22 protein-coding genes are annotated in these 18,966 nt (G+C 64.9%); 5 read left to right on the top strand and 17 right to left on the bottom strand.

Features of this window, described 5'->3' with window-relative positions:
• Positions 1-10 precede the first annotated feature (10 nt).
• Complete coding sequence (locus tag AC4K8G_RS07285; protein ID WP_491733494.1) at positions 11-562, top strand: response regulator; 552 nt, start codon at positions 11-13, stop codon at positions 560-562.
• Here the strand turns inward: AC4K8G_RS07285 and galU are convergent.
• Together galU and AC4K8G_RS07275 are read right to left on the bottom strand one after the other, a co-directional pair.
• Positions 559-1,422, bottom strand: coding sequence for a UTP--glucose-1-phosphate uridylyltransferase GalU (galU, locus tag AC4K8G_RS07280; protein WP_491733493.1), 864 nt, complete (start codon positions 1,420-1,422; stop codon positions 559-561). The two genes, AC4K8G_RS07285 and galU, sit on opposite strands and share 4 nt — an antisense overlap.
• Positions 1,419-1,742: a hypothetical protein gene (locus AC4K8G_RS07275; protein WP_491733492.1), complete on the bottom strand. Its 324-nt coding sequence runs from the start codon at positions 1,740-1,742 to the stop codon at positions 1,419-1,421. The genes galU and AC4K8G_RS07275 overlap by 4 nt, the downstream gene beginning before the upstream one ends.
• A gap of 46 nt (positions 1,743-1,788) precedes the next feature.
• Between AC4K8G_RS07275 and AC4K8G_RS07270 the strand changes: the two genes are divergently transcribed.
• Positions 1,789-2,361, top strand: a complete 573-nt coding sequence (locus AC4K8G_RS07270) for a TlpA family protein disulfide reductase (protein ID WP_491733491.1) — start codon at positions 1,789-1,791, stop codon at positions 2,359-2,361.
• Here AC4K8G_RS07270 and AC4K8G_RS07265 read toward each other — a convergent pair.
• The 3 genes from AC4K8G_RS07265 to AC4K8G_RS07255 form a co-directional block, all read right to left on the bottom strand.
• Entirely contained in the window at positions 2,321-3,328 is a 1,008-nt protein-coding gene (locus tag AC4K8G_RS07265; RefSeq protein ID WP_491733490.1) for a DMT family transporter, read from the bottom strand. The genes AC4K8G_RS07270 and AC4K8G_RS07265 overlap by 41 nt on opposite strands.
• 73 nt (positions 3,329-3,401) lie before the next feature.
• A complete protein-coding gene (gene dapD / locus AC4K8G_RS07260; protein ID WP_491733489.1) occupies positions 3,402-4,226 on the bottom strand; it encodes a 2,3,4,5-tetrahydropyridine-2,6-dicarboxylate N-succinyltransferase in 825 nt (274 codons plus the stop codon).
• Entirely contained in the window at positions 4,223-4,894 is a 672-nt protein-coding gene (locus AC4K8G_RS07255; RefSeq protein WP_491733488.1) for a pyrimidine 5'-nucleotidase, read from the bottom strand. Before AC4K8G_RS07255 ends, dapD begins: the two co-directional genes overlap by 4 nt.
• 114 nt (positions 4,895-5,008) lie before the next feature.
• Here AC4K8G_RS07255 and AC4K8G_RS07250 point away from each other — a divergent pair, with 114 nt between their 5' ends.
• Positions 5,009-7,342, top strand: a complete 2,334-nt coding sequence (locus tag AC4K8G_RS07250) for a S8 family peptidase (protein WP_491733487.1) — start codon at positions 5,009-5,011, stop codon at positions 7,340-7,342.
• A 33-nt stretch (positions 7,343-7,375) separates the two neighbouring features.
• On the opposite strand, the gene mddA is transcribed toward AC4K8G_RS07250, so the two are convergent.
• Genes mddA through AC4K8G_RS07195 form a run of 11 tightly spaced genes read right to left on the bottom strand, consistent with a single transcriptional unit; the run spans position 7,376 to position 14,329 of the window.
• Entirely contained in the window at positions 7,376-8,119 is a 744-nt protein-coding gene (gene mddA, locus AC4K8G_RS07245) for a methanethiol S-methyltransferase (RefSeq protein WP_491733486.1), read from the bottom strand.
• 21 nt (positions 8,120-8,140) lie between these two features.
• Positions 8,141-8,395: a hypothetical protein gene (locus AC4K8G_RS07240; protein ID WP_491733485.1), complete on the bottom strand. Its 255-nt coding sequence runs from the start codon at positions 8,393-8,395 to the stop codon at positions 8,141-8,143.
• A gap of 42 nt (positions 8,396-8,437) precedes the next feature.
• The gene (locus AC4K8G_RS07235; protein ID WP_491733484.1) at positions 8,438-8,797 is read right to left on the bottom strand and encodes a HesB/IscA family protein; all 360 of its coding nucleotides are present in this window, start codon (positions 8,795-8,797) and stop codon (positions 8,438-8,440) included.
• Entirely contained in the window at positions 8,794-9,249 is a 456-nt protein-coding gene (locus tag AC4K8G_RS07230) for an SUF system Fe-S cluster assembly protein (RefSeq protein WP_491733483.1), read from the bottom strand. The genes AC4K8G_RS07235 and AC4K8G_RS07230 overlap by 4 nt, the downstream gene beginning before the upstream one ends.
• Positions 9,246-10,439, bottom strand: coding sequence for an aminotransferase class V-fold PLP-dependent enzyme (locus tag AC4K8G_RS07225; RefSeq protein ID WP_491733482.1), 1,194 nt, complete (start codon positions 10,437-10,439; stop codon positions 9,246-9,248). Before AC4K8G_RS07225 ends, AC4K8G_RS07230 begins: the two co-directional genes overlap by 4 nt.
• Positions 10,436-11,173 carry a SufD family Fe-S cluster assembly protein gene (locus AC4K8G_RS07220; protein ID WP_491733481.1) on the bottom strand — a complete coding sequence of 246 codons (738 nt, stop codon included), beginning with the start codon at positions 11,171-11,173 and terminating at the stop codon, positions 10,436-10,438. The genes AC4K8G_RS07225 and AC4K8G_RS07220 overlap by 4 nt, the downstream gene beginning before the upstream one ends.
• Positions 11,170-11,466 (bottom strand): hypothetical protein, encoded by a 297-nt coding sequence (locus AC4K8G_RS07215; protein WP_491733480.1) that lies wholly within the window; start codon positions 11,464-11,466, stop codon positions 11,170-11,172. Before AC4K8G_RS07215 ends, AC4K8G_RS07220 begins: the two co-directional genes overlap by 4 nt.
• Complete coding sequence (gene sufC, locus AC4K8G_RS07210; protein WP_491733479.1) at positions 11,463-12,206, bottom strand: Fe-S cluster assembly ATPase SufC; 744 nt, start codon at positions 12,204-12,206, stop codon at positions 11,463-11,465. Before sufC ends, AC4K8G_RS07215 begins: the two co-directional genes overlap by 4 nt.
• The gene (locus tag AC4K8G_RS07205) at positions 12,199-12,462 is read right to left on the bottom strand and encodes a hypothetical protein (protein WP_491733478.1); all 264 of its coding nucleotides are present in this window, start codon (positions 12,460-12,462) and stop codon (positions 12,199-12,201) included. Before AC4K8G_RS07205 ends, sufC begins: the two co-directional genes overlap by 8 nt.
• Positions 12,459-13,928, bottom strand: a complete 1,470-nt coding sequence (sufB, locus tag AC4K8G_RS07200; RefSeq protein WP_491733477.1) for a Fe-S cluster assembly protein SufB — start codon at positions 13,926-13,928, stop codon at positions 12,459-12,461. The genes AC4K8G_RS07205 and sufB overlap by 4 nt, the downstream gene beginning before the upstream one ends.
• Positions 13,925-14,329, bottom strand: a complete 405-nt coding sequence (locus AC4K8G_RS07195; protein ID WP_491733476.1) for an RrF2 family transcriptional regulator — start codon at positions 14,327-14,329, stop codon at positions 13,925-13,927. Before AC4K8G_RS07195 ends, sufB begins: the two co-directional genes overlap by 4 nt.
• A 71-nt stretch (positions 14,330-14,400) precedes the next feature.
• Between AC4K8G_RS07195 and AC4K8G_RS07190 the strand changes: the two genes are divergently transcribed.
• A complete protein-coding gene (locus AC4K8G_RS07190) occupies positions 14,401-15,438 on the top strand; it encodes a quinone-dependent dihydroorotate dehydrogenase (RefSeq protein WP_491733475.1) in 1,038 nt (345 codons plus the stop codon).
• Here the strand turns inward: AC4K8G_RS07190 and AC4K8G_RS07185 are convergent.
• Positions 15,435-17,144 carry a gamma-glutamyltransferase family protein gene (locus AC4K8G_RS07185; RefSeq protein WP_491733474.1) on the bottom strand — a complete coding sequence of 570 codons (1,710 nt, stop codon included), beginning with the start codon at positions 17,142-17,144 and terminating at the stop codon, positions 15,435-15,437. The genes AC4K8G_RS07190 and AC4K8G_RS07185 overlap by 4 nt on opposite strands.
• A gap of 110 nt (positions 17,145-17,254) precedes the next feature.
• On the opposite strand from AC4K8G_RS07185, the gene AC4K8G_RS07180 reads away from it, so the two are divergent.
• A complete protein-coding gene (locus tag AC4K8G_RS07180; protein ID WP_491734432.1) occupies positions 17,255-18,964 on the top strand; it encodes an AMP-dependent synthetase/ligase in 1,710 nt (569 codons plus the stop codon).
• Positions 18,965-18,966: the final 2 nt, after the last annotated feature.

The following is an 18,966-nucleotide window of genomic DNA, read 5'->3' as shown; positions in this document are numbered from 1 at the left end:
GCCCAGCGTCATGAACGCGACCCTGGAAATGAAGGCGGCGGGCGAAGAGCCCCGGATCCTCGTGATCCAGTCCAATCGCGCCTACCTCAGCGTGATGGCCCGGCGCCTCAAGGAATATGGCTACCGCATCGCGACTGCGGATTCGGCCTCGACGGGCCTTGCCGAAATGTACCGGATGCCGGTCGACCTCGTGCTGTGCGACATCAACCTTCCCGGCACCAGCGGGATCGAATTTGCGCGGATGATCCGGGAAGATCCGATCAACCGCGAAGTGCCGCTGCTGCTGGTCGTCGGCCGGTCCGACCCTGACGCGGCAGTTTGCGCTTTCCGTGCCGGCGCCGACGGCGTGGTCCGCAAGCCCTGCCATTTCGAGGTGCTTCACGCCTGCATCGAGCGCCTTTTGACGCGCGCCACCGCGGTGAAGCAGCTGGTCAGCGACAATGCGACCCTCGACGCCAAGGTCATCAGCCGGGTGATCGAGCTGAAGGAAGTGCGCGAGCAGCTGACACTCGCCGAAACCGAGCGCCGCCGGCTTGCCGCGATGCTCGGCGAGGCCGCCTAAATCGCCTTCAGAAAGTCGCGGATCTTCGAGCCGACCTCGCCGCTCCGGGCTACGCCCATGGCGATATTGGCGATGACGAACCCTTCGGCACTGCCGCAATCGTAACGCTGGCCCTCGAACCGGTAGGCGTGGAACGGCTGCTTGCCGATCATCTTCGCCATCGCGTCAGTCAGCTGGATTTCGCCGCCCGCGCCAGGCTCCTGCGCATCCAGGGCCTCCATCACCTCCGGCTGGAGGATGTAGCGACCGGGCAGCATCAGGTTTGAAGGCGCGGTGCCTTGAGCCGGCTTTTCCACCAGCCCGAGTATCTCGATCAGGCGACCGTCGGTCGCGCCGGGATCGACCACGCCATATTTGTGCGTTTCGCTGTCCGGCACCTCGAGCGCGGCGACAACATTGCCGCCGACCTGTTCATAGGCGTCGATCATCTGCGCCAGGCAATTGGGCTGGCCGAACATCAGCTCGTCAGGAAGAAGCACCGCGAACGGTTCGTCGCCGACGATGTCACGCGCGCACCAGACCGCATGGCCAAGGCCGAGCGGCTGCTGCTGGCGGACGCTGACGACCTCGCCGTAGCCAGCGTTGCTCGGCTCCAATACGTCGAGGCTCTTGCCCTTGCCGCGCATCGTCGCCTCAAGCTCGTAAGCATGGTCGAAATAGTCGACCAGCGCCGACTTGCCGCGCCCGGTTACGAAGATCATCTGCTCGATCCCCGCCTCCCGGGCTTCGTCGACGGCATATTGGATCAGCGGCCGGTCGACGATCGTGACCATCTCCTTGGGGATGGTCTTGGTCGCCGGTAGCAGGCGGGTGCCAAGGCCCGCCACAGGGAAGACGGCTTTACGAACGCGATTGGTCATCGGGGTGTCGCGGGTCCGGTTTCGTTGGAGGTGGGCTGTGGGTCGGTGCCGGCCGGAAGCGCGGGCGCCGCGCCACCAGTTGGCGGCGGCAGGTCGAACGGATCGGCCGCGCGGGGCTGGGACTTCTTGACCAAGTCATCCACGCGGTCAGGGCGGGCGTAGGGGGGTGCGGTCAACAGTTGCTCGGCGGTCGGCGTGGTGCGCGCCATCATCGGTTTGACCGGCAGGGATTTGCCCGACGGGGGCTTGAGATCGGAAACCCGGCCACAGGCGGCCAGGCCGATCACGGCGGCAAGCAAGGCAAGGCGCGCGAACCTCATCAGCTCCGACTAGCCGCTCGCCGTGGCTTAGGCTAGCGGCGGCGCCATGCGCTTCATCCTCATTTCCTGCGCCGTTATGGCGCTTGCCGCTTGCCACCGGGCCCCGCCCCCCCCGGCGAACGAAACCGCCCCGACCGTCCAGGCCGGCCCGGTCAAAGGCGTCGACCGCAGCCACAAGGGCCAACCGGCGCCGAGTGTCACGTTCAACGATCCCGACGGCGCGGAGACCAGCCTCGCGAGCTTCAAGGGAGCGCCAGTCCTCGTGAACCTGTGGGCCAGCTGGTGCGCGCCCTGCGTCAAGGAATTGCCGACACTGGACAAGCTCGCTGCCGCGCACCGTGACGACGGCAAACTCGGCGTGATCGCGGTCAGCCAGGACTCCGGCCCGCAAGAGTCGGTCGACGCGTTTCTCGCGAAGCTCAAGGTCGTCGAGCTCGGCGCCTTTCACGATCCGAAGATGGGTCTTTCGGGCGCGCTCGGCCCCGATGTCGTACTTCCGACGACCATCCTCTACGACGCGAACGGCAAAGAAGTCTGGCGCTACGTCGGCGACCTCGATTGGACGAGTGCCGAGGCGGCTAAGCTGCTTTCGGAAGCCGGCGCCCCGAAAAAAGGCTGAGCAGGCGCCCGTCGATCGCCGCAAGCCCAAAGGCGATAAGCGCGAGGCCGATAAAGTCCTGCGGGGCGAGATGCTCGCCGAGGAATAGCCCCCCGAGGAGGATCGCAACTGGCGGCACGAGCAAAGTCACAAGCAATGCATTGGTCGCGCCCGCGCTGTCGATCAGCCGGAAATAGAGCACGTAGGCGAAGGCGCTGCACAGCAAGGCGAGCGCGATGATCGCACCCCAGGCGTTGAGCGGCGGCGCAGCGTGAAGCCACGGCCGGTCGACGATCATCGCGACCGGGAACATGATGATTGCGCCGGCAGTCAGCTGTCCGGTTGTGACGCTCAGCGGCGTGACGCCCTGCGCCCGGAAGCGACGCGCCCACACCGCGGCGAGCGCGTAGAGCAGGCCGGCGGAAACGCAGGCAAGCTGCGCCAGTGCATTGGCGCCGAGGCTCGACAGCAGAGACGGACCGATCATCACCGCGACCCCGCCGAAGCCGAGCAGGACGCCCACGATCTTGCGCGGGTTCATCCGCTCATCGTGCGTCAGGAAATGGGCGACGACGACACCCCAGATCGGGGTCATCGCGTTGAGGATCGAGGCAAGGCCGCTGGCGATGTGGGTCTGCCCCCAGCCGAACAGCGCAAACGGAATCGCGTTGTTGAGCAGCGCGAGGACGATCATTGATCCCCACACCTCGCGGCCGAGTTCGACCTTGCCGCCGCTCAACTTGACGAACGCCCACATCCCCGCCGCCGCGATCGCGACGCGGAGCCAGACGTAGGTCAGCGGCTGCACGTGGCGGACCGCGACGCCGATGAACATGAAGGCGCTGCCCCAGATCACCGCGAGGGCGATAAGGATCAGCCAGTCGCTGCGGTTCATCTGGGTCCGGATCACGGCATGGCCGTAGACGTCCGGAGCACCAGCGGCGTCCGCGCAATTGCGCTCGAACTGAGAAGGCTCGACCCGTTTCATCGGGCAGTATGTACCGGCTCACCCTTGCGCGGTTCCAACAAATGGGCGGAGTCCGCCGATAAGCTCAGCTTATCTAGTCGCGGAGCAGCTCATTGATGCTGGTTTTGGAGCGCGTGCGTTCATCGACCCGCTTGACGATAACCGCGCAGGCAAGAGCTGGCCCGCCGTCCTTGCCGGGCAGCGCACCGGGGACGACCACCGAATAAGCCGGCACCCGCCCGTAATGCACTTCGCCAGAGGCGCGATCGACGATCTTGGTCGAGGCGCCGAGGAACACGCCCATCGACAGGACCGACCCGCGCTCCACGACCACACCCTCGGCAACCTCCGACCGGGCACCGACGAAGCAATCGTCCTCGATGATTACGGGCCCGGCCTGCAACGGCTCGAGCACGCCGCCGATCCCGGCACCGCCGGAGATGTGCACATTGCTTCCGATTTGGGCGCAGCTTCCGACCGTCGCCCAGGTATCGATCATGCTATTTTCGCCGACCCGCGCGCCGATATTGACGAAGCTCGGCATCAGCACTGCTCCCGGCGCGATGAAGGCGCCGCGGCGAACGATCGCACCTGGCACCGCACGGAAGCCCGCAGCGGAGAATTGCTGCGCGCCCCAGCCGACGAACTTCGATGGCACCTTGTCCCACCAGCTTGCGTCGCCGGGCGCACCGGAGATCGTCTCCATCGGGTTGAGCCGGAACGACAGCAGCACGGCCTTCTTCAGCCATTGATTGACGGTCCAGTCTGCCCCCTGCTTTTCGGCAATGCGGGCTTCGCCGCTGTCGAGGGCGGCAACTGCGGTATTCACCGACTCGCGCACCTCGCCGCCAGTCTCGGCGCCGATCTTGTCGCGGTCTTCCCACGCCTGCTCAATGACCGCACGCAGTTTATCGCTCACTCGTCGTCCCCCAGCACCGTCTCTAGCCAGTCCCCGATATCGCTAACCCGATAGTCGAACGACTCCTCGGCGAAGCCGTGGTCGCCGCGCTCGGAGCCATTGTCCACCCACACAGTCGTCATTCCCAGCGCTTTCGCCGGCGCCAGGTTCTGGATCATGTCGTCGGCAAGCAGGGCATGGGCAGGGTCGATCCCGAACCGCGTGCAAATAAGCTCATAGCCGTGCGGGTCGGGCTTCGGCCGGAGCTCGCTCGCGTGAATGTCATGGAGATGCTCGAAATGCTCTCCGACGCCGATTCGTTCGAGCACCCGGCGGGCATAAGGCGCGTCGCCGTTGGTGAAGACGAAGCGGCGTCCGGGAAGCCGCGGCAATAGCCGGGCGAGTCGCTCGTCGCACTGCACCCGCTCGAGTGGTATATCGTGGACGTCTTCGAGGAAGTCGTGGGGGTCCACGCCATGTTCCTTCATCAAGCCAGCGAGCGTCGTGCCATGCTCGTGGAAATGTTTTTTCTGGACCGTTTTGGCTTCAACTGGATCGCAGCCGAGCAGGCGCTGGATGTAGGCGCCCATGCGCTCATCGATCAGCGCGAAGAGGCCGGTCGACGCCGGGTACAGGCAATTATCGAGGTCGAAAATCCAGTCGCGAATGTGGGCGAGACGGGGGTTCATAAGGGTTGGGAGGCCCTAGCGGCTAATGTTCCTTAAGCAAATTGAAAGGATTTGGTAACCATAAGCGCAACTGGGAAGCCGTGCGTTTTCAACGGCTTGAGCGGGAGTAAGAAAATGACCGGGCGGTTTCTGGGCACCACTGCGTGCGCGGTAGTTTTGGCCTTCAGCCTGTCGGCTTGCGGCGGCGGCGGCGGTGGCAGCGCCCCCTTGCCGATTCCGACTCCGAAGCCGTCACCGAGCCCGACTCCCAGTCCGACGCCGTCGCCGACTCCAAGTCCGACTCCGTCCCCGACGCCGAGCCCAACGCCGAGTCCGACTCCATCGCCGACTCCGAGCCCGACACCCACACCCTCGCCGTCGTCAGCCTTCAACACGACGGAATATAAGGCCTCGACCTACTCCGTCGCTGCCGATGCGATCGCCGCCTATGACGCGGGCGCGACCGGCAAGGGCGTGAAGATCGGAATCGTCGACAGCGGCATCAATCCGAGCCTCAGCGAATTCGCGGGGCGTATCGACCCAGCCAGTGGCGATGTCGCCGGCAATCGTGGCGTGAGCGATGAAGGCGGGCACGGCACCGCGGTGAGCGCGGTCGCCGCGGCGGGGCGCAATAATTCAAACACCATGGGTGTCGCGTTCGACGCGACGATCGTCAACTTCCGCGCCGATGAGCCCGGCTCCTGCGCGACCAAAGACGGCTGTTCGTTCTACGACGATGCGATTGCCGCCGGCATCGATGCGGCGCGACAGGCGGGCGCGAAGGTCATCAACCTGTCGCTTGGTGGATCGTCGCCCGGCTCGACCTTGCTCGCTGCGATGCAGCGTGCGGTCAATGCCGGCATCGTCATCGTCATCGCCGCCGGCAATGACGGCACACCCAACCCCGATCCGTTCGCACTAACCCCGGCCAAGCAGTTCGCGGGATCCGTGATCATCGCCGGAGCGCTCAACACCAACGGCACGAGCATCGCCAGTTTCTCCGATCGCGCCGGAACCGGCGCGGCCTATTATCTGATGGCGGTTGGCGTCGACGATCGCGCGCCGGACGAAACCGGGACGCAGTTCCTGTGGTCGGGAACCAGCTTCTCGGCGCCGACAATCAGCGGTGCGGTCGCGCTAATGGCGCAGGCGTTCCCGAACCTCACCGGTAAGCAGATCGTTGAGATCCTTCTTTCGACCGGCGACGATCTGGGCGCGACCGGTGTCGATACGACTTATGGTCACGGGGCGCTCAACATAGCCCGCGCCTTCCAGCCGATCGGCGCCACCAGCATGGCGGATAGCCAAGTGCCGGTGGGCATGGACAACGGTGACATGCCGTCCGCCTCGGGCGACGCAGTCACGACCAAATCGTTGGGAGCCGTGATTCTCGATGGGTACAGCCGTGCCTATGTGCTGAACCTGGCCAAGACATTGAGTGTCGCGCAGCCGGATTCGCCGCTTGCACGATCGCTCCGCAACGATGTCCGCGTCGGCAATATCGCCGCCGGCCCGGTAAGCGTGGCGATGACCGTCAAGCAGCGCCGCGACCTTCCTTACGGATTCGAAGTCGCGCGCACCGGCATCGGCCCGGACGATATCCGCAAGTCGCAGCTGATTGCCGCTTCGGCGGTGGCCAAGGTCGACGAGAAGACCGCGGTTGCGTTCGGTTTCGCCGAAGGGGCCAAGTCGATGCAGCGGCGCCTTCAAGGCGTGGGCAGCGGCGCTTTCCTCGTCGCTCGCGACGTCGCCGGCGACCCGGGCTTCACCGCCCGCAGCAACGGCAGCATCGCGCTTCGCCGCGAAGTCGGAAGGTTTGGTGTCACCTTCGCGGGCGAAACCGGCAACGTGTGGCAGGACCTCAGGACTAGCGCCACGGGCTCGCCCTATCGGCTGACCAGCCTCGCGGTCGATCACAGTTTTGGCCGAAATTGGCTGTCGCTCGGGATGACCCGGCTCGAAGAAAAGCAGTCTTTGCTTGGCGGCCGACTAAGCAACATCCTCGGCGGTGGCGGCTCGACCTCCATGTTCCTCGATGCCGAAGCCAGCCACGATTTCGGCAAGGGCCTCTCGGCTAACGTCACCGCCCGGCGCGGCTGGACCGATTTCGCCGGCGGCAATTTCCAGAGCGGCGCTTATGCGTTCGACCTGGGCAAGGCGGGCTTGTTCAGCATGACCGACCGGCTCGGCCTGCGGTTCTCGCAGCCCTTGCGGATCGAGCATGGCGGTTTCGCCATGATGCTGCCGACGTCCTACGATTATGGGACCGGCACCGCGACCGACACCATGGCCACCATGTCGCTTCGTCCAAACGGGCGCGAGCTGGATACCGAGCTCAGCTATGGCTCGGGCCTGTTCGGCGGCAAGGGTTGGCTCGGCGGGAACCTGTTCTACCGTCGCCAGCCAGGCCACATCGCCGCGGCGCCGGCCGACGTTGGCGCGGCCCTGCGTTTCTCGCTCGGCTTCTAATTAGCGATCAGGAGGGGACCAGGCGGTGGAGTTCTATGAGCTCCGCCGCCTGAATCGCGGCGTCAGCATGCCAACCTGCTCGCGGTAATTTTCATAATCCTTGCCGAACAGGCCGATAAGGTCCTGCTCCTCATAGCGGATTGCAATCAACATGTAGGCTGACATTCCGGCGGCCAGCAGCAGGTGCCCCGCGGTCATTTCCGGCGCCGCCCAGAAGGCAAGGAAGAAGCCCAGGTACAGCGGGTGTCGAACCCATTTGTAGAGCAGCGGCTGGCGGAACTCGGGCTTGGCGCATTCGCGGCCGCGGCAATAGAGCCAAGCCTGCTGAAGCCCGAACAGCTCGAAATGATTGATCAGGAAGGTGCTTAGAAGCACCGTTCCCCAACCCACCCAGAACAATGCCCAGATGATGTCGTGCAGCGCGGGGCTGGTCACGTTCCAGACTACGGCATCGATCGGCCGCCAGAACAGGAACAGGATCATCAGCATGATGCTAGCCGACAGCACATAGACGCTGCGCTCGGCCGGCTGCGGCACGACCGCCGTCCATTTCTGTTTGAAGCCCTGGCGGGCCATGACGCTGTGCTGGAGGCCGAACATGGCGATCAGGATGAGGTCGATGACGACCGCCGCTGCGACAGGCGAGTCGGGACCGACATCGACCGTGCGCGACGAGAAGGCGAGGTCGCCGACGAAGACTACAAGGTAGAGGAAGGTCGCGAAGAAGATCGCATAAGCGACGATCGCGAAGAGCATGGTCAGTGCACGCGAAGACATGCAGGTTTCCCCTTCGAATAGTTAGCGGCCGACGACTCCATATTTGACGATGATCGGTGCCTCGCATTGGCCAATCTTTCGATAGACCGCGCGATAGACGTCGGCATCGGGAAGCTCGCCGAGTTTCCGCGCCTTGGGCGCCTTGCCGCGCTTGCTCGCCTCATAGCGCGAGGTCGCCGGGCAATTGGCGGGCTGGTTCGCTTTGGGGTTGATCGTCGGCATGTCGCCGATCGCTTGAGGTGCCGCGAGGAATGCGGCGGCAGCTAGGAGGAGCATCGAAACAATCTCCCTTCAGCGAGGGAGATTAGCAGCTTTGGCCTAGACGGTGAAGCTTTCGCCGCAGCCGCAAGCGCCTTTGGCGTTCGGGTTTTCGAACACGAAGCCGGCGGCGAAATCGTCCTCGCTCCAGTCCATCGTCGATCCGATCAGGTACAGCACCGATGACCCGTCGACGTAGAATGTGCCGCCAGGCGTTTCGATCTTCTCGTCGAACGGCTGCTCCTCGGTCACATAATCGACCGAATAAGCGAGCCCCGAGCAGCCACGGCGCGGGGTCGAGAGCTTTACGCCGATCGCACCTTCGGGAGCGCGCGCCATCAGGTCGGCAATGCGCTGCTCGGCGGCCGGAGTCAGGACGATGGCCGCGGGCCGGGCGCGGAGTTTGGTTTCCTTGTTCACAGCATTCCCAATTCCAGGCGGGCTTCATCACTCATCTTCGACGGGTCCCATGGCGGGTCCCAGACGAGGCTCACGACCGCATCGCGAACGCCCGGCACGGACATAGCCCGAAGCTCGACTTCCTGCGGTAGCGATTCCGCGACCGGACAGTGGGGGGTCGTCAGGGTCATGGTGATCGTCGCGTCGCCGTCCTCGCTGACATCGACGTCGTAGATCAGGCCCAGCTCGTAGATGTCGACCGGGATTTCCGGGTCGTAGATCGACTTCAGTACTTCGACGATCGCGGCCTGGAGGTCGCCACCGGGACCGGCCACCGACACTTCCGGCGCTTCGCCCGCAAGGAAGCCGGCAAGGTAATCCTTCTTGCGCTCAAACTCCGGAGTCACGCGGGCGCGCGGCGGCGGCGCCACCGCATCGACCTCTTCGGTCTCGATCTTCTTCTCGCGGTTCATCTCGAAAAGATCCGCTTCACCTGCTCGACCCCGCGCACCAATGCCTCGATGTCCGAGCTGTCGCTGTGCCCCGCGAAGCTCGCCCGCGCGGTCGCCTCGACGCCGAGCACGCGCATCAAGGGCTGTGCGCAATGGTGCCCGGCGCGGACGGCGACGCCCGCGTCGTCCAATATGGTGGCGGTGTCGTGCGCGTGCACCCCGTCGACATTAAAGCTGACGATTCCGGCGGAATCTTCGGGGCCGTAGAGCGTGACGCCGGGAACGCGGCCGAGCGCCGCGCGGGTCTCGGCGACCAGCGCGCATTCGTGCGCATGGATCGCGTCAAGACCCAGCTTGTCGACCCAGTTCACGGCTGCATGGAGGCCGATCGCGCCGACGATGTGCGGCGTCCCGGCTTCGAAGCGTGCGGGCGGATCGAGGAAGGTGGTTTCCTCGAACGTGACCTTCTCGATCATCGCGCCGCCGCCCTGCCATGGCGGCATTCCCGCCAGCAGCTCGGCCTTGCCCCACAGGCAGCCGATCCCGGTAGGGCCGTAAAGCTTGTGCGCGGAATATGCGTAGAAGTCGGCGCCGATGCTGGCGACGTCGACCGGCAAGCGCGGCACCGCCTGGCAGCCATCGAGCAGCAGCAATGCACCCTTCGAATGCGCAATTTTGGCCGCGCGCTTGGCATCAAGCATCGAGCCGAGCACGTTCGACACATGAGCGAAAGCGACCACGCGGTGCTGGTCAGTTAACATCGCTTCGGCCGCATTGAGGTCGATCTGGCCATCCGGGGTGAGCGGCGCCGCGTCGACCTCGTAACCGGCAAGCTGCCAGGGCACGATGTTGCTGTGATGCTCGAGCTGCGAAACGAGGACCCGGTTGCGGCCCTCTTTCGGAAGCACCCGTGCAACGAGGTTGATGGCCTCGGTCGCACCCCGCGTGAAGACCAGCTCGTTGGGCTTGCCACCGATCAGGTTCGATGCGGACGCGCGCGCCGCCTCGTAGCTTTCGGTCATGCTCGCCGAGCGCTCGTAAACGCCCCGATGCACCGTCGCATAGTCGCGCGAATAAGCTTGCGTGATTGCGTCGATCACGACCTGCGGCTTCTGCGCGGTCGCGGCGCTGTCGAGATAATGCCAGCCCTTGATAGCCGGGAACTGGTCACGCACGCTTAGCTGCGAATTGATGCGGGCGGGCGCGTTCATACGACCCTCCGAAGCGCATCGCGTGCGACGGCGCAGATTGCGTCGGGATCGCTCGCGCCGCCCCACAGGCCCATGACGAAGCCTTCGAGCAGCAGTGCGCGCGCGCTTACCGGATCGAGCCCGCGGCTCTCGGCGTAGAACAATTGCATTGCGTCGAGCTCGCCGACCGTTGCGCCATGCGCGCACTTCACGTCGTCGGCGAAGATCTCCAGTTCCGGTTTGCAGTTGGCGGTCGCCCCGCGGTCCAACAGCATCGCCTTCACCGATTGCTCGGCGTCGGTCTGCTGGGCGCCGCGCGCGACCTCGACCTTGCCGAGGTAAGAGCCGACCGCCTTGCCGTTCAAAACGCTGCGGATGACCTGGCGCGAGCGGCCGCCGACGCCGATGTGGCGAACGTTGGTGACGATCTCGTTGGTCGAAACGCCGGTGCCGATGTTCGCGCCGTACAGCTCGAACTCAGCGCCCTCCGCGAGGCTGATCTCAAGCTCGATCCGCCCGTAAACGGGCGCCGTGTTCAGCGTGAAGATGCGTACCTTCGCGCCTTCGCTGAGCGCAATGCGGACTCGCTTCAGTTGCACGTCGTCTTCCGACGGGAGCCATACCTCTTCGAGGCGCTCACCAGCGCCGACGGTCAAGGTCACGGCTTCCGCAAATTGCTCCCAGACCGGCTTCAGCGCGCCGAGGTCGGCGTAGCGCCATTCCTCTTGGGCATGAGTGGGGAAGGGTGCAGTCATGCGCGCTTCTTCATGAGGCGGCGCAGCTTTTTGTCGCGCTGCTTCTGCCGCTCGGGCGCCATCAACCCGTAGAGCGAATCGAGGGCGAGCAATGCCGCAAGCCCGACCACCAGAACATTGCCGGTGTTGCCCGTTTCGAAGAACTGGCCGAGCACGAATTGGGCGATCGCGACCGCGCCGATAAAGATGACGAGCAGCGCGGTATCGGCAACCGCACGGCCCGGCATCCCGCGCACGCCGTAGATCGCGAACATGAAGGCGACACAGCCGAGGACGAGCAGGAAGCTGGTCATGCGGCGACCTCGGCGTACCCCGTGCTTTCGAGCTCGCGGGCAAGCTCGATGTCGCCCGAGCGGGTGATCCGGCCTGCCTGAAGCACGTGCACCTTGTCCGGCCGGACATGCTCGAGCAGGCGCTCGTAGTGCGTGATCAAGAGCACGCCTTTGCCGGCGTCGCGCATGATGCGGTTGATGCCTTCGCCGACGATCCGCAGCGCATCGATGTCGAGGCCGCTGTCGGTCTCGTCGAGCACCGCGAACTTTGGCGCGAGGATGCCCATCTGGACCATCTCGGCGCGCTTCTTTTCGCCGCCCGAAAAACCGACGTTGACTGGCCGCTTCAGTATCTCGGCGTCCATCTCGAGCAGCTTCGCCTGCTCTCGCGCCAGCTTGATGAATTCGCCGCCACTGAGTTCCGCTTCTCCACGGGAGCGCCGCTGCGAATTGAGGCTTTCGCGCAGGAACTGGAGGTAGCTGACGCCGGGTATTTCGACCGGATATTGGAAGCCGAGGAAAAGGCCTGCCGCGGCGCGTTGATAAGGCTCCATCGCAAGCAGGTCGGCGCCATCGAAGGTCGCGCTGCCGCCGGTCACTTCATAGCCGGGCCTCCCTGACAGGACATAAGCAAGGGTCGACTTGCCGGAGCCGTTCGGGCCCATAATCGCGTGCACTTCGCCTGCCGGCACGTCGAGCGACACACCGTTCAGGATCGGTTTGTCGGCGACCGTCGCGTGAAGGTTGGTGATCTCAAGCATTACGAATTTCGTCCCCGCGTCCAATCGCGCGACCAACTGCTTCCCCTTGGGATTTGAGTTCTTCGTGAAGAACTGCGCGCGCCGCGGCGTCGTCAAAGGCATCGTAAAGAGCCCAGACAAAACCCGAGATGGCGACTTTCGCAATCGCGGCCCTGAAATAGGGGTCAGACGCGAGTTCTTGCGCCTTGGTCGCATAGCCCCTCGCCATTTCGTGCAGCTCAAGTCCGACCTGATCGATCGCTGTGCGCTCGCTCATCCCACGCTCCCCTCAAGCGAAATCCCGAGCAGCTTCTGCGCCTCGACCGCGAACTCCATCGGCAGTTGTTTCAGCACCTCACGGGCGAAGCCGTTGACGATCAGCGCCACCGCCGCTTCCTGGTCGAGCCCGCGGCTCATCGCGTAGAACAATTGATCCTCGCTGATCTTCGACGTCGTCGCTTCATGCTCGATCGTCGCCGTAGGGTTCTTGACCTCGATGTAGGGCACGGTGTGCGCGCCGCAGTCGCTCCCCAGCAGCAAGGAATCGCACTGGGTGAAGTTGCGGACGTCCTCGGCGCGCGGCAGCACCCGGACCAGCCCGCGATAGGTGTTGTTCGACCGGCCCGCGCTGATGCCCTTCGATACGATGGTCGAGCGCGTGTTGGCGCCGATGTGAATCATCTTGGTGCCGGTGTCGGCCTGCTGGCGGTTGTTGGTCAGCGCGACCGAATAGAATTCGCCGACGCTGCCATCGCCCTTCAAAATGCAGCTCGGATATTTCCAGGTGATCGCGCTGCCGGTCTCGACCTGCGTCCACGACACTTTAGAGCGCGCGCCCGAGCACAAAGCCCGTTTCGTGACGAAGTTGAAGATCCCGCCTTTGCCTTCGGCGTCACCCGGGTACCAGTTCTGGACGGTCGAGTATTTTACCTCCGCGTCCTCGTGCGCGAAGATCTCGACCACTGCGGCGTGAAGCTGGTTCTCGTCGCGCATCGGCGCGGTGCAGCCTTCGAGGTAGGAAACGTAAGCGCCCTTGTCGGCGACGATCAGGGTGCGCTCGAACTGGCCGGTATTCTCGGCATTGATGCGGAAATAGGTGCTGAGCTCCATCGGGCAGCGGACGCCCTCCGGCACGTACACGAAGGTGCCGTCGCTGAAGACCGCGCTGTTGAGGCAGGCGAAGTAATTGTCACGCTGCGGGACGACCGAACCCAGATATTTCTGAACCAGCTCCGGATATTCGCGGATCGCCTCGCTGATGGAGAGGAAGATGACTCCGGCCTTCTTCAGCTCCTCGCGGAAGGTGGTCGCGACGCTGACGCTGTCGAAAACCGCGTCGACCGCTACCTTGCGCGCCCCCTCCACGCCCGCGAGCACCTTTTGCTCCTCGATCGGGATGCCGAGCTTTTCGTAGACGCGGAGGATTTCTGGATCGACCTCGTCGATTGACCCAAGCTTGGGCTTCGCCTTGGGCGCCGCGTAATAATAAGCGTCCTGGTAATCGATCTCGGGGATGTCGAGCTTGGCCCAGCTGACCTCCTCCATCTCGAGCCAGGCGCGATAGGCCTTCAGGCGCCAGTCGAGCATCCACTCGGGCTCGCCCTTCTTGGCCGAGATGAAGCGGACGGTATCTTCGCTCAGGCCCTTGGGCGCGAACTCCTGCTCGATGTCGGACGAGAAGCCCCACTCGTAATCCTGGGCGATCTTTTCCTTGATCTCGCGGTTCTTGACGGCCTCGTTCATTGCGCGAGCTCCGTCAAAGTCACGGCACCCAAAGCGCCGCGCACCGCATTGCCGACGACGCCCATGTGCGGCTTGACGCGGCAGTGGGCGTCGAGCGCGCAGTCGGACACGCCTTCCTGGCCCGAACAGACGGTCATCACGATCGGGCCTTCGACCGCCTCGACGATGTCGGCGAGGCTGATCTCGCTCGCCGCCCGTGCGAGGGCGAAGCCGCCGCCGGCACCGCGGAAGCTGGTCAGCAAGCCGCAGCCGGCGAGCTGGCCCATCAATTTCTGCGCGGTGGGAAGCGGAACGCCGGTCTCGCCAGACAGCTCGGTCGCGCTAAGACGCGCGCCATCGGGCCGGCGAGCGGCGGCGGTCATCAACACGACCGCATAATCGGCTAGGTGGCTCAGGCGCATGGCTAATTCGGAGCTTTCCAGTCCGATTTAGGGATTTGCGCCGGAAAACACAACCTGACAGACGGTGCGGCGTGCATCTTTACCCGCTGATCCGTCCTCTGGCCTTCGCGCTCGACGCCGAGCGCGCGCATCGCGCGACCATCGCGGCGCTCAAGTTCATGCGGACGCATCGGCCCGCGACTTTGCCCTCATCGCTGCGCACGCGCGTGGCGGGCCTCGACTTCCCGTCGCCGGTCGGGCTCGCAGCCGGGTTTGATAAGGATGCCGAGGTTCCCGAGCAGATGCTGAGCCTCGGTTTCGGCTTCGTCGAAGTTGGAACGGTCACACCGCGCCCGCAACAGGGCAACGACAAGCCGCGCCTGTTCCGGCTCAGCGAGGATCAGGCGGTCATCAACCGCATGGGTTTCAACAACCAGGGACAGCCCTCCGCGTTCGAGCGGCTGCAGCGGTGCAGCCACATGCACGGGATCATCGGGGTCAACATCGGCGCCAACAAGGACAGCGCGGACCGCGTCGCCGATTATGTTGCCGGCGTCCGCGCGATGAGCGGAGTCGCCGATTATCTCACCATCAACATCAGCTCTCCCAACACCCCGGGCCTCCGTCAACTGCAGGACGAAGGAGCGTTGAGGGCGCTGCTCTCGGCGATCGACGAAGCCCGCTCGCCGAAGGGCCCGCCGATATTCCTGAAGGTGGCACCCGATCTTGGCGAGGCCGAGCCGGACCAGATCGTGCGGGTTGCGATGCAGCATCGGGTCGACGCCATCATCGTCGCCAACACCACCGTGTCGCGGCCGACGCTCAAGTCGCGCTTCAAAGATGAGCAGGGCGGCCTGTCGGGCGCGCCGCTCAAGTCGCTGGCGCTGAAGGCGCTGCGCGAGTTCCGCTCAGCCTCTGGCGGCGAGATGCCGCTGATCGGAGTCGGCGGCATCGCCAATGCCGACGACGCGTGGGAGCGGATTTGCGCCGGCGCGAGCCTGGTCCAGCTTTACTCTGCGATGGTCTACGACGGGCCCGGGATCGCGCGGCGGATCGCGCTCGGCCTCGCCAAGCGCCTGCGGCTTCACGGGTTCACCAGCATTTCGGACGCGGTCGGCAGCGCGATCTAGCGCGGCAGGGTCAGCACCACGCCTTCGCGGCGCGGGTCTGCGGCGCCGTCGACTTTGCCATAGCGCATCATCACGCCGGTCAGCCCCGAATCCTCGCCCTGTCCGGGCTTCAGATCGATGCCCATGGCCTTCAGCTTCGCCAGCATCTCGGGCGAGAATTTCGTGACCTCGCCGTTGAAGTTGGGCCCTCTCGCGACGAGGTTCGGGGCCGCGAGCGCATCCCTCATCGGCAGTCCCCAGTCGATCGCCGCGACCATCGACTTGCCGACATAGGCAAGGATAGCATTGCCCCCGGCAGAGCCAATCGCGCCGGCGAACTCACCGCCGCGGGTCATGATGATCGCCGGAGTCATCGACGAGCGCGGGCGCTTGCCAGCCGCCACGGCGTTTGCGACCGGGCGTCCCTGGTCGTCGACCGGCGCGAAGGAGAAATCGGTCAGCTGGTTATTGAGAAAGAAGCCGTCGACCATCCGCCCGGTGCCGAAAATGCTTTCGACCGTGGTCGTCATCGACACCACGTTGCCGTCGTGATCGCGGATGATGAAGTGAGAGGTGCCGGTCGGCTCTAGCGTCTTGTCGAGGCCGGCGACGACCGCCTCGCGTGGCACGCCGGCGGCGGGCGGCGGGCCTGCAGTCGTCCCGATCAGCTTCGCGCGCTGGGCGATATAGTCGGGGTCGAGCAGCCCTTCGACCGGCACGCTCACGAACGCCGGATCACCGACATATTTGTCGCGGTCGGCGTACATCAGGCGGCTGGCCTCGGCGAACAGGAACCAGGTGCGCGGGTCGTCGGGGCCGCGCCCGGTGATATCGGTCTGCTGAAGGATCCCGAGCAGTTCCAGCAGCCCGACGCCGCTGGCCGGCGGCGGCGGCACACAGACGACCAGCCCCAGATAGGGCTTGCACAGCGGATCACGCTTTATCGGCTTGTAAGCTGCCAAGTCGGCCATGGTCATCGTCCCCGCCAGCGGAGCCGCGTGGGTGCGGGCGACGATCTTGGCGGCGGTCGATCCCGAATAAAGCGCGGCAGGCCCCTGGGCCGCGAGGCGCTTCAGGAATTCGGCATAGGGCTTGTTGACCAGCCGATCGCCCGCGTTGAGCAGGCCGCCGCCCGGTTTGGAGAAGTATGCGATTACGTCGGGCTGATGGTTCTCGGTCCAATCCGCATGGATCATCTTGGCGAGGCGGGGGCTGACGATGAAGCCCTGATCGGCCGTGCGCTCGGCGTCGCCGAGCAAAGTCGACCACGGCAGCTTGCCATGCTCGTCATGCGCGAGACCGAGCATCCTGACCGCGCCCGGAACGCCGGTCGCACGCCCGCTGACCACGGCGGTATTGAACGGCAGCGGCTGGCCATCCGGTCCGAGGAACATGGTCGACACCGCCTGCGCCGGCGCCACCTCGCGCCCGTCGTAAACGACGATCTTATGCGTCCGACCATCGTAATAGGTCATGAAGGCGCCGCCGCCGACACCAGAGCTTTGCGGCTCGACCAGGCTCAGCATCGCCTGGACCGCGACCGCCGCATCGACCGCGCTGCCGCCGCGTTTCAGCACGTTGAGCCCCGCCTGCGCGGCGAGCGGATTGGCAGCGATCACGAACGGCGCATCGGCGGAAGCCGAGCTGGCTGATTGGGCGGGGGTCGGCGCGCACGACGCGAGACTAGCGATGGCGAACAGGCACGAAAGCGGTCGAAAGATACGCATCCGCTCCGCCTAGCCGAGGGACGGTGGCGCTGTCATTTCATTCCGCTAAGAAGCGCAGCGGGGAGAGAAGGTTGGCGCGTCAGCTCGAACATTTCGACAATCTCATCGCCATGTTCCTGGCTCGGGCCGAGGAAAAGAGCGACCAGCCCTTCTTGTGGGCCAAGCGCGAGGGCGAGTGGCGGCCGATCAGCTGGGCTGAAGCAGCGCGGCAGGTCGCGGCGTTGGCCGAATCGCTGAAGCGCATCGGCCTTCATCCGGGCGATCGCGTGTGCTTGGTGAGCGAGAACCGGCCCGAGTGGCTGATCGCCGACCTCGGCATCATGGCCGCGGGCTGCGTCACGGTCCCCACCTACACCACGAACACCGAGCGCGATCATGCGCATATCCTCGGCAACTCGGGCGCGCGGGCAGTGATCGTTTCGAACCAGAAGCTGGCCAAGAACCTGGTTCCGGCGGTGCTGACCTCGACCGAATGCCACCATGTGATCGGCATGGAGGACATCCGCTCAGGCCAGGTGCCCGATTGGGTGCAGTGCCACAGCTGGGCCAGGCTAACCTCAGGCGACGCCGACGTGGCATCGCTCAAGCAACAGATCGCCGGCGTCGGGCGCGATGAGCTTGCGTGCATCATTTACACCAGCGGGACCGGCGGGGCGCCGCGCGGGGTGAAGCTCCACCATGGCGCGCTGCTCCACAATTGCGAGGGCGCGACCGACATCATCTCGACTGACTTCGGCTGGGGCGACGAGGTGTTCCTGTCCTTCCTTCCGGCCAGCCACGCCTATGAGCATACGGGCGGGCAGCTGTTCCCGATCGCGCTCGGCGCGGAGATTTATTACGCCGAGAGCCTGGAGAAGCTCGCCGCCAATATCGAGGACGTGCAACCGACGATCATGGTGGTCGTGCCGCGGCTGTTCGAGATGCTCCGGGCGCGCATCATCAAGTCGATCGAGTCTACCGGCGGGCTTTCCAAATATCTGCTTCACCGGGCGATGAAAATCGGCGGCGACAAGGCGGCGGGTAAGTTCAAGCCGTGGGACCTGCCAATGGACGGCATCCTGTCGCTGACCTTGCGCAGGAAGATTCGCGACAAGATCGGCAAGCGGCAGAAGGCCTGGGTGTCGGGCGGCGCACCGCTCAACCCGGAAGTCGGCATGTTCTTCCAGTCGATCGGCATCACCTTCTTGCAGGGTTACGGCCAAACCGAGACCGGGCCGGTGCTCGCCTGCAACCGGCCCAGCGCCGGCATTCGGCTCGATACGGTTGGCCCGCCGGTGAAGAACACGGAAGTGCGCATCGCCGATGACGGCGAGATCATGGTGCGCGGCGAACTCGTGATGCACGGTTATTGGCGCAACGAGGAGGAAACCGCGCGGGTCTTGAGCGATGACGGCTGGCTCGCGACCGGGGACGTCGGCCATTTCGACGACAAGGGTCGGATCAAGATTACCGACCGCAAGAAGGATATCCTGGTCAACGACAAGGGCGACAATGTTTCGCCCCAGCGCATCGAGGGAATGCTCACGATCCAGCCCGAGATTGCCCAGGCGATGGTTTATGGCGATCGCCGTCCGCACCTTGTCGCGCTGATCGTGCCCGATCCGGAAATTGCTTCAGAGCCCGACCTCCATAGCCGGCTTCAGGCAGCGGTCGATCGCGTCAATGCCGACCTGTCGGTGATCGAGAAGGTTCGCCGCTTCATCCTCGCCGACGACGCCTTCACCATCGAGAATGAGCAGCTGACGCCGTCATTGAAGATCCGGCGGCACGTGATTGGTCAGGTGTACGGCGAGCGGCTCGCCGCGCTCTACAAGCGTTAAGG

Source organism: Sphingomonas sp. SP3 (assembly GCF_058514305.1).
Note: the sequence above shows the minus strand (reverse complement) of the source record. Positions and strands in the feature narration are given on the sequence as shown.

Bases quoted from the DNA above. Each gene is read 5' to 3' on its own strand.
- AC4K8G_RS07285 (WP_491733494.1), top strand. From the start codon at position 11: ATGAACGCGACCCTGGAAATGAAGGCGGCGGGCGAAGAGCCCCGGATC.
- galU (WP_491733493.1), bottom strand. From the start codon at position 1,422: ATGACCAATCGCGTTCGTAAAGCCGTCTTCCCTGTGGCGGGCCTTGGC.
- AC4K8G_RS07275 (WP_491733492.1), bottom strand. From the start codon at position 1,742: ATGAGGTTCGCGCGCCTTGCCTTGCTTGCCGCCGTGATCGGCCTGGCC.
- AC4K8G_RS07270 (WP_491733491.1), top strand. From the start codon at position 1,789: ATGCGCTTCATCCTCATTTCCTGCGCCGTTATGGCGCTTGCCGCTTGC.
- AC4K8G_RS07265 (WP_491733490.1), bottom strand. From the start codon at position 3,328: ATGAAACGGGTCGAGCCTTCTCAGTTCGAGCGCAATTGCGCGGACGCC.
- AC4K8G_RS07255 (WP_491733488.1), bottom strand. From the start codon at position 4,894: ATGAACCCCCGTCTCGCCCACATTCGCGACTGGATTTTCGACCTCGAT.
- AC4K8G_RS07250 (WP_491733487.1), top strand. From the start codon at position 5,009: ATGACCGGGCGGTTTCTGGGCACCACTGCGTGCGCGGTAGTTTTGGCC.
- mddA (WP_491733486.1), bottom strand. From the start codon at position 8,119: ATGTCTTCGCGTGCACTGACCATGCTCTTCGCGATCGTCGCTTATGCG.
- AC4K8G_RS07240 (WP_491733485.1), bottom strand. From the start codon at position 8,395: ATGCTCCTCCTAGCTGCCGCCGCATTCCTCGCGGCACCTCAAGCGATC.
- AC4K8G_RS07230 (WP_491733483.1), bottom strand. From the start codon at position 9,249: ATGAACCGCGAGAAGAAGATCGAGACCGAAGAGGTCGATGCGGTGGCG.
- AC4K8G_RS07225 (WP_491733482.1), bottom strand. From the start codon at position 10,439: ATGAACGCGCCCGCCCGCATCAATTCGCAGCTAAGCGTGCGTGACCAG.
- AC4K8G_RS07220 (WP_491733481.1), bottom strand. From the start codon at position 11,173: ATGACTGCACCCTTCCCCACTCATGCCCAAGAGGAATGGCGCTACGCC.
- AC4K8G_RS07215 (WP_491733480.1), bottom strand. From the start codon at position 11,466: ATGACCAGCTTCCTGCTCGTCCTCGGCTGTGTCGCCTTCATGTTCGCG.
- sufC (WP_491733479.1), bottom strand. From the start codon at position 12,206: ATGCTTGAGATCACCAACCTTCACGCGACGGTCGCCGACAAACCGATC.
- AC4K8G_RS07205 (WP_491733478.1), bottom strand. From the start codon at position 12,462: ATGAGCGAGCGCACAGCGATCGATCAGGTCGGACTTGAGCTGCACGAA.
- sufB (WP_491733477.1), bottom strand. From the start codon at position 13,928: ATGAACGAGGCCGTCAAGAACCGCGAGATCAAGGAAAAGATCGCCCAG.
- AC4K8G_RS07195 (WP_491733476.1), bottom strand. From the start codon at position 14,329: ATGCGCCTGAGCCACCTAGCCGATTATGCGGTCGTGTTGATGACCGCC.
- AC4K8G_RS07185 (WP_491733474.1), bottom strand. From the start codon at position 17,144: ATGCGTATCTTTCGACCGCTTTCGTGCCTGTTCGCCATCGCTAGTCTC.
- AC4K8G_RS07180 (WP_491734432.1), top strand. From the start codon at position 17,255: ATGTTCCTGGCTCGGGCCGAGGAAAAGAGCGACCAGCCCTTCTTGTGG.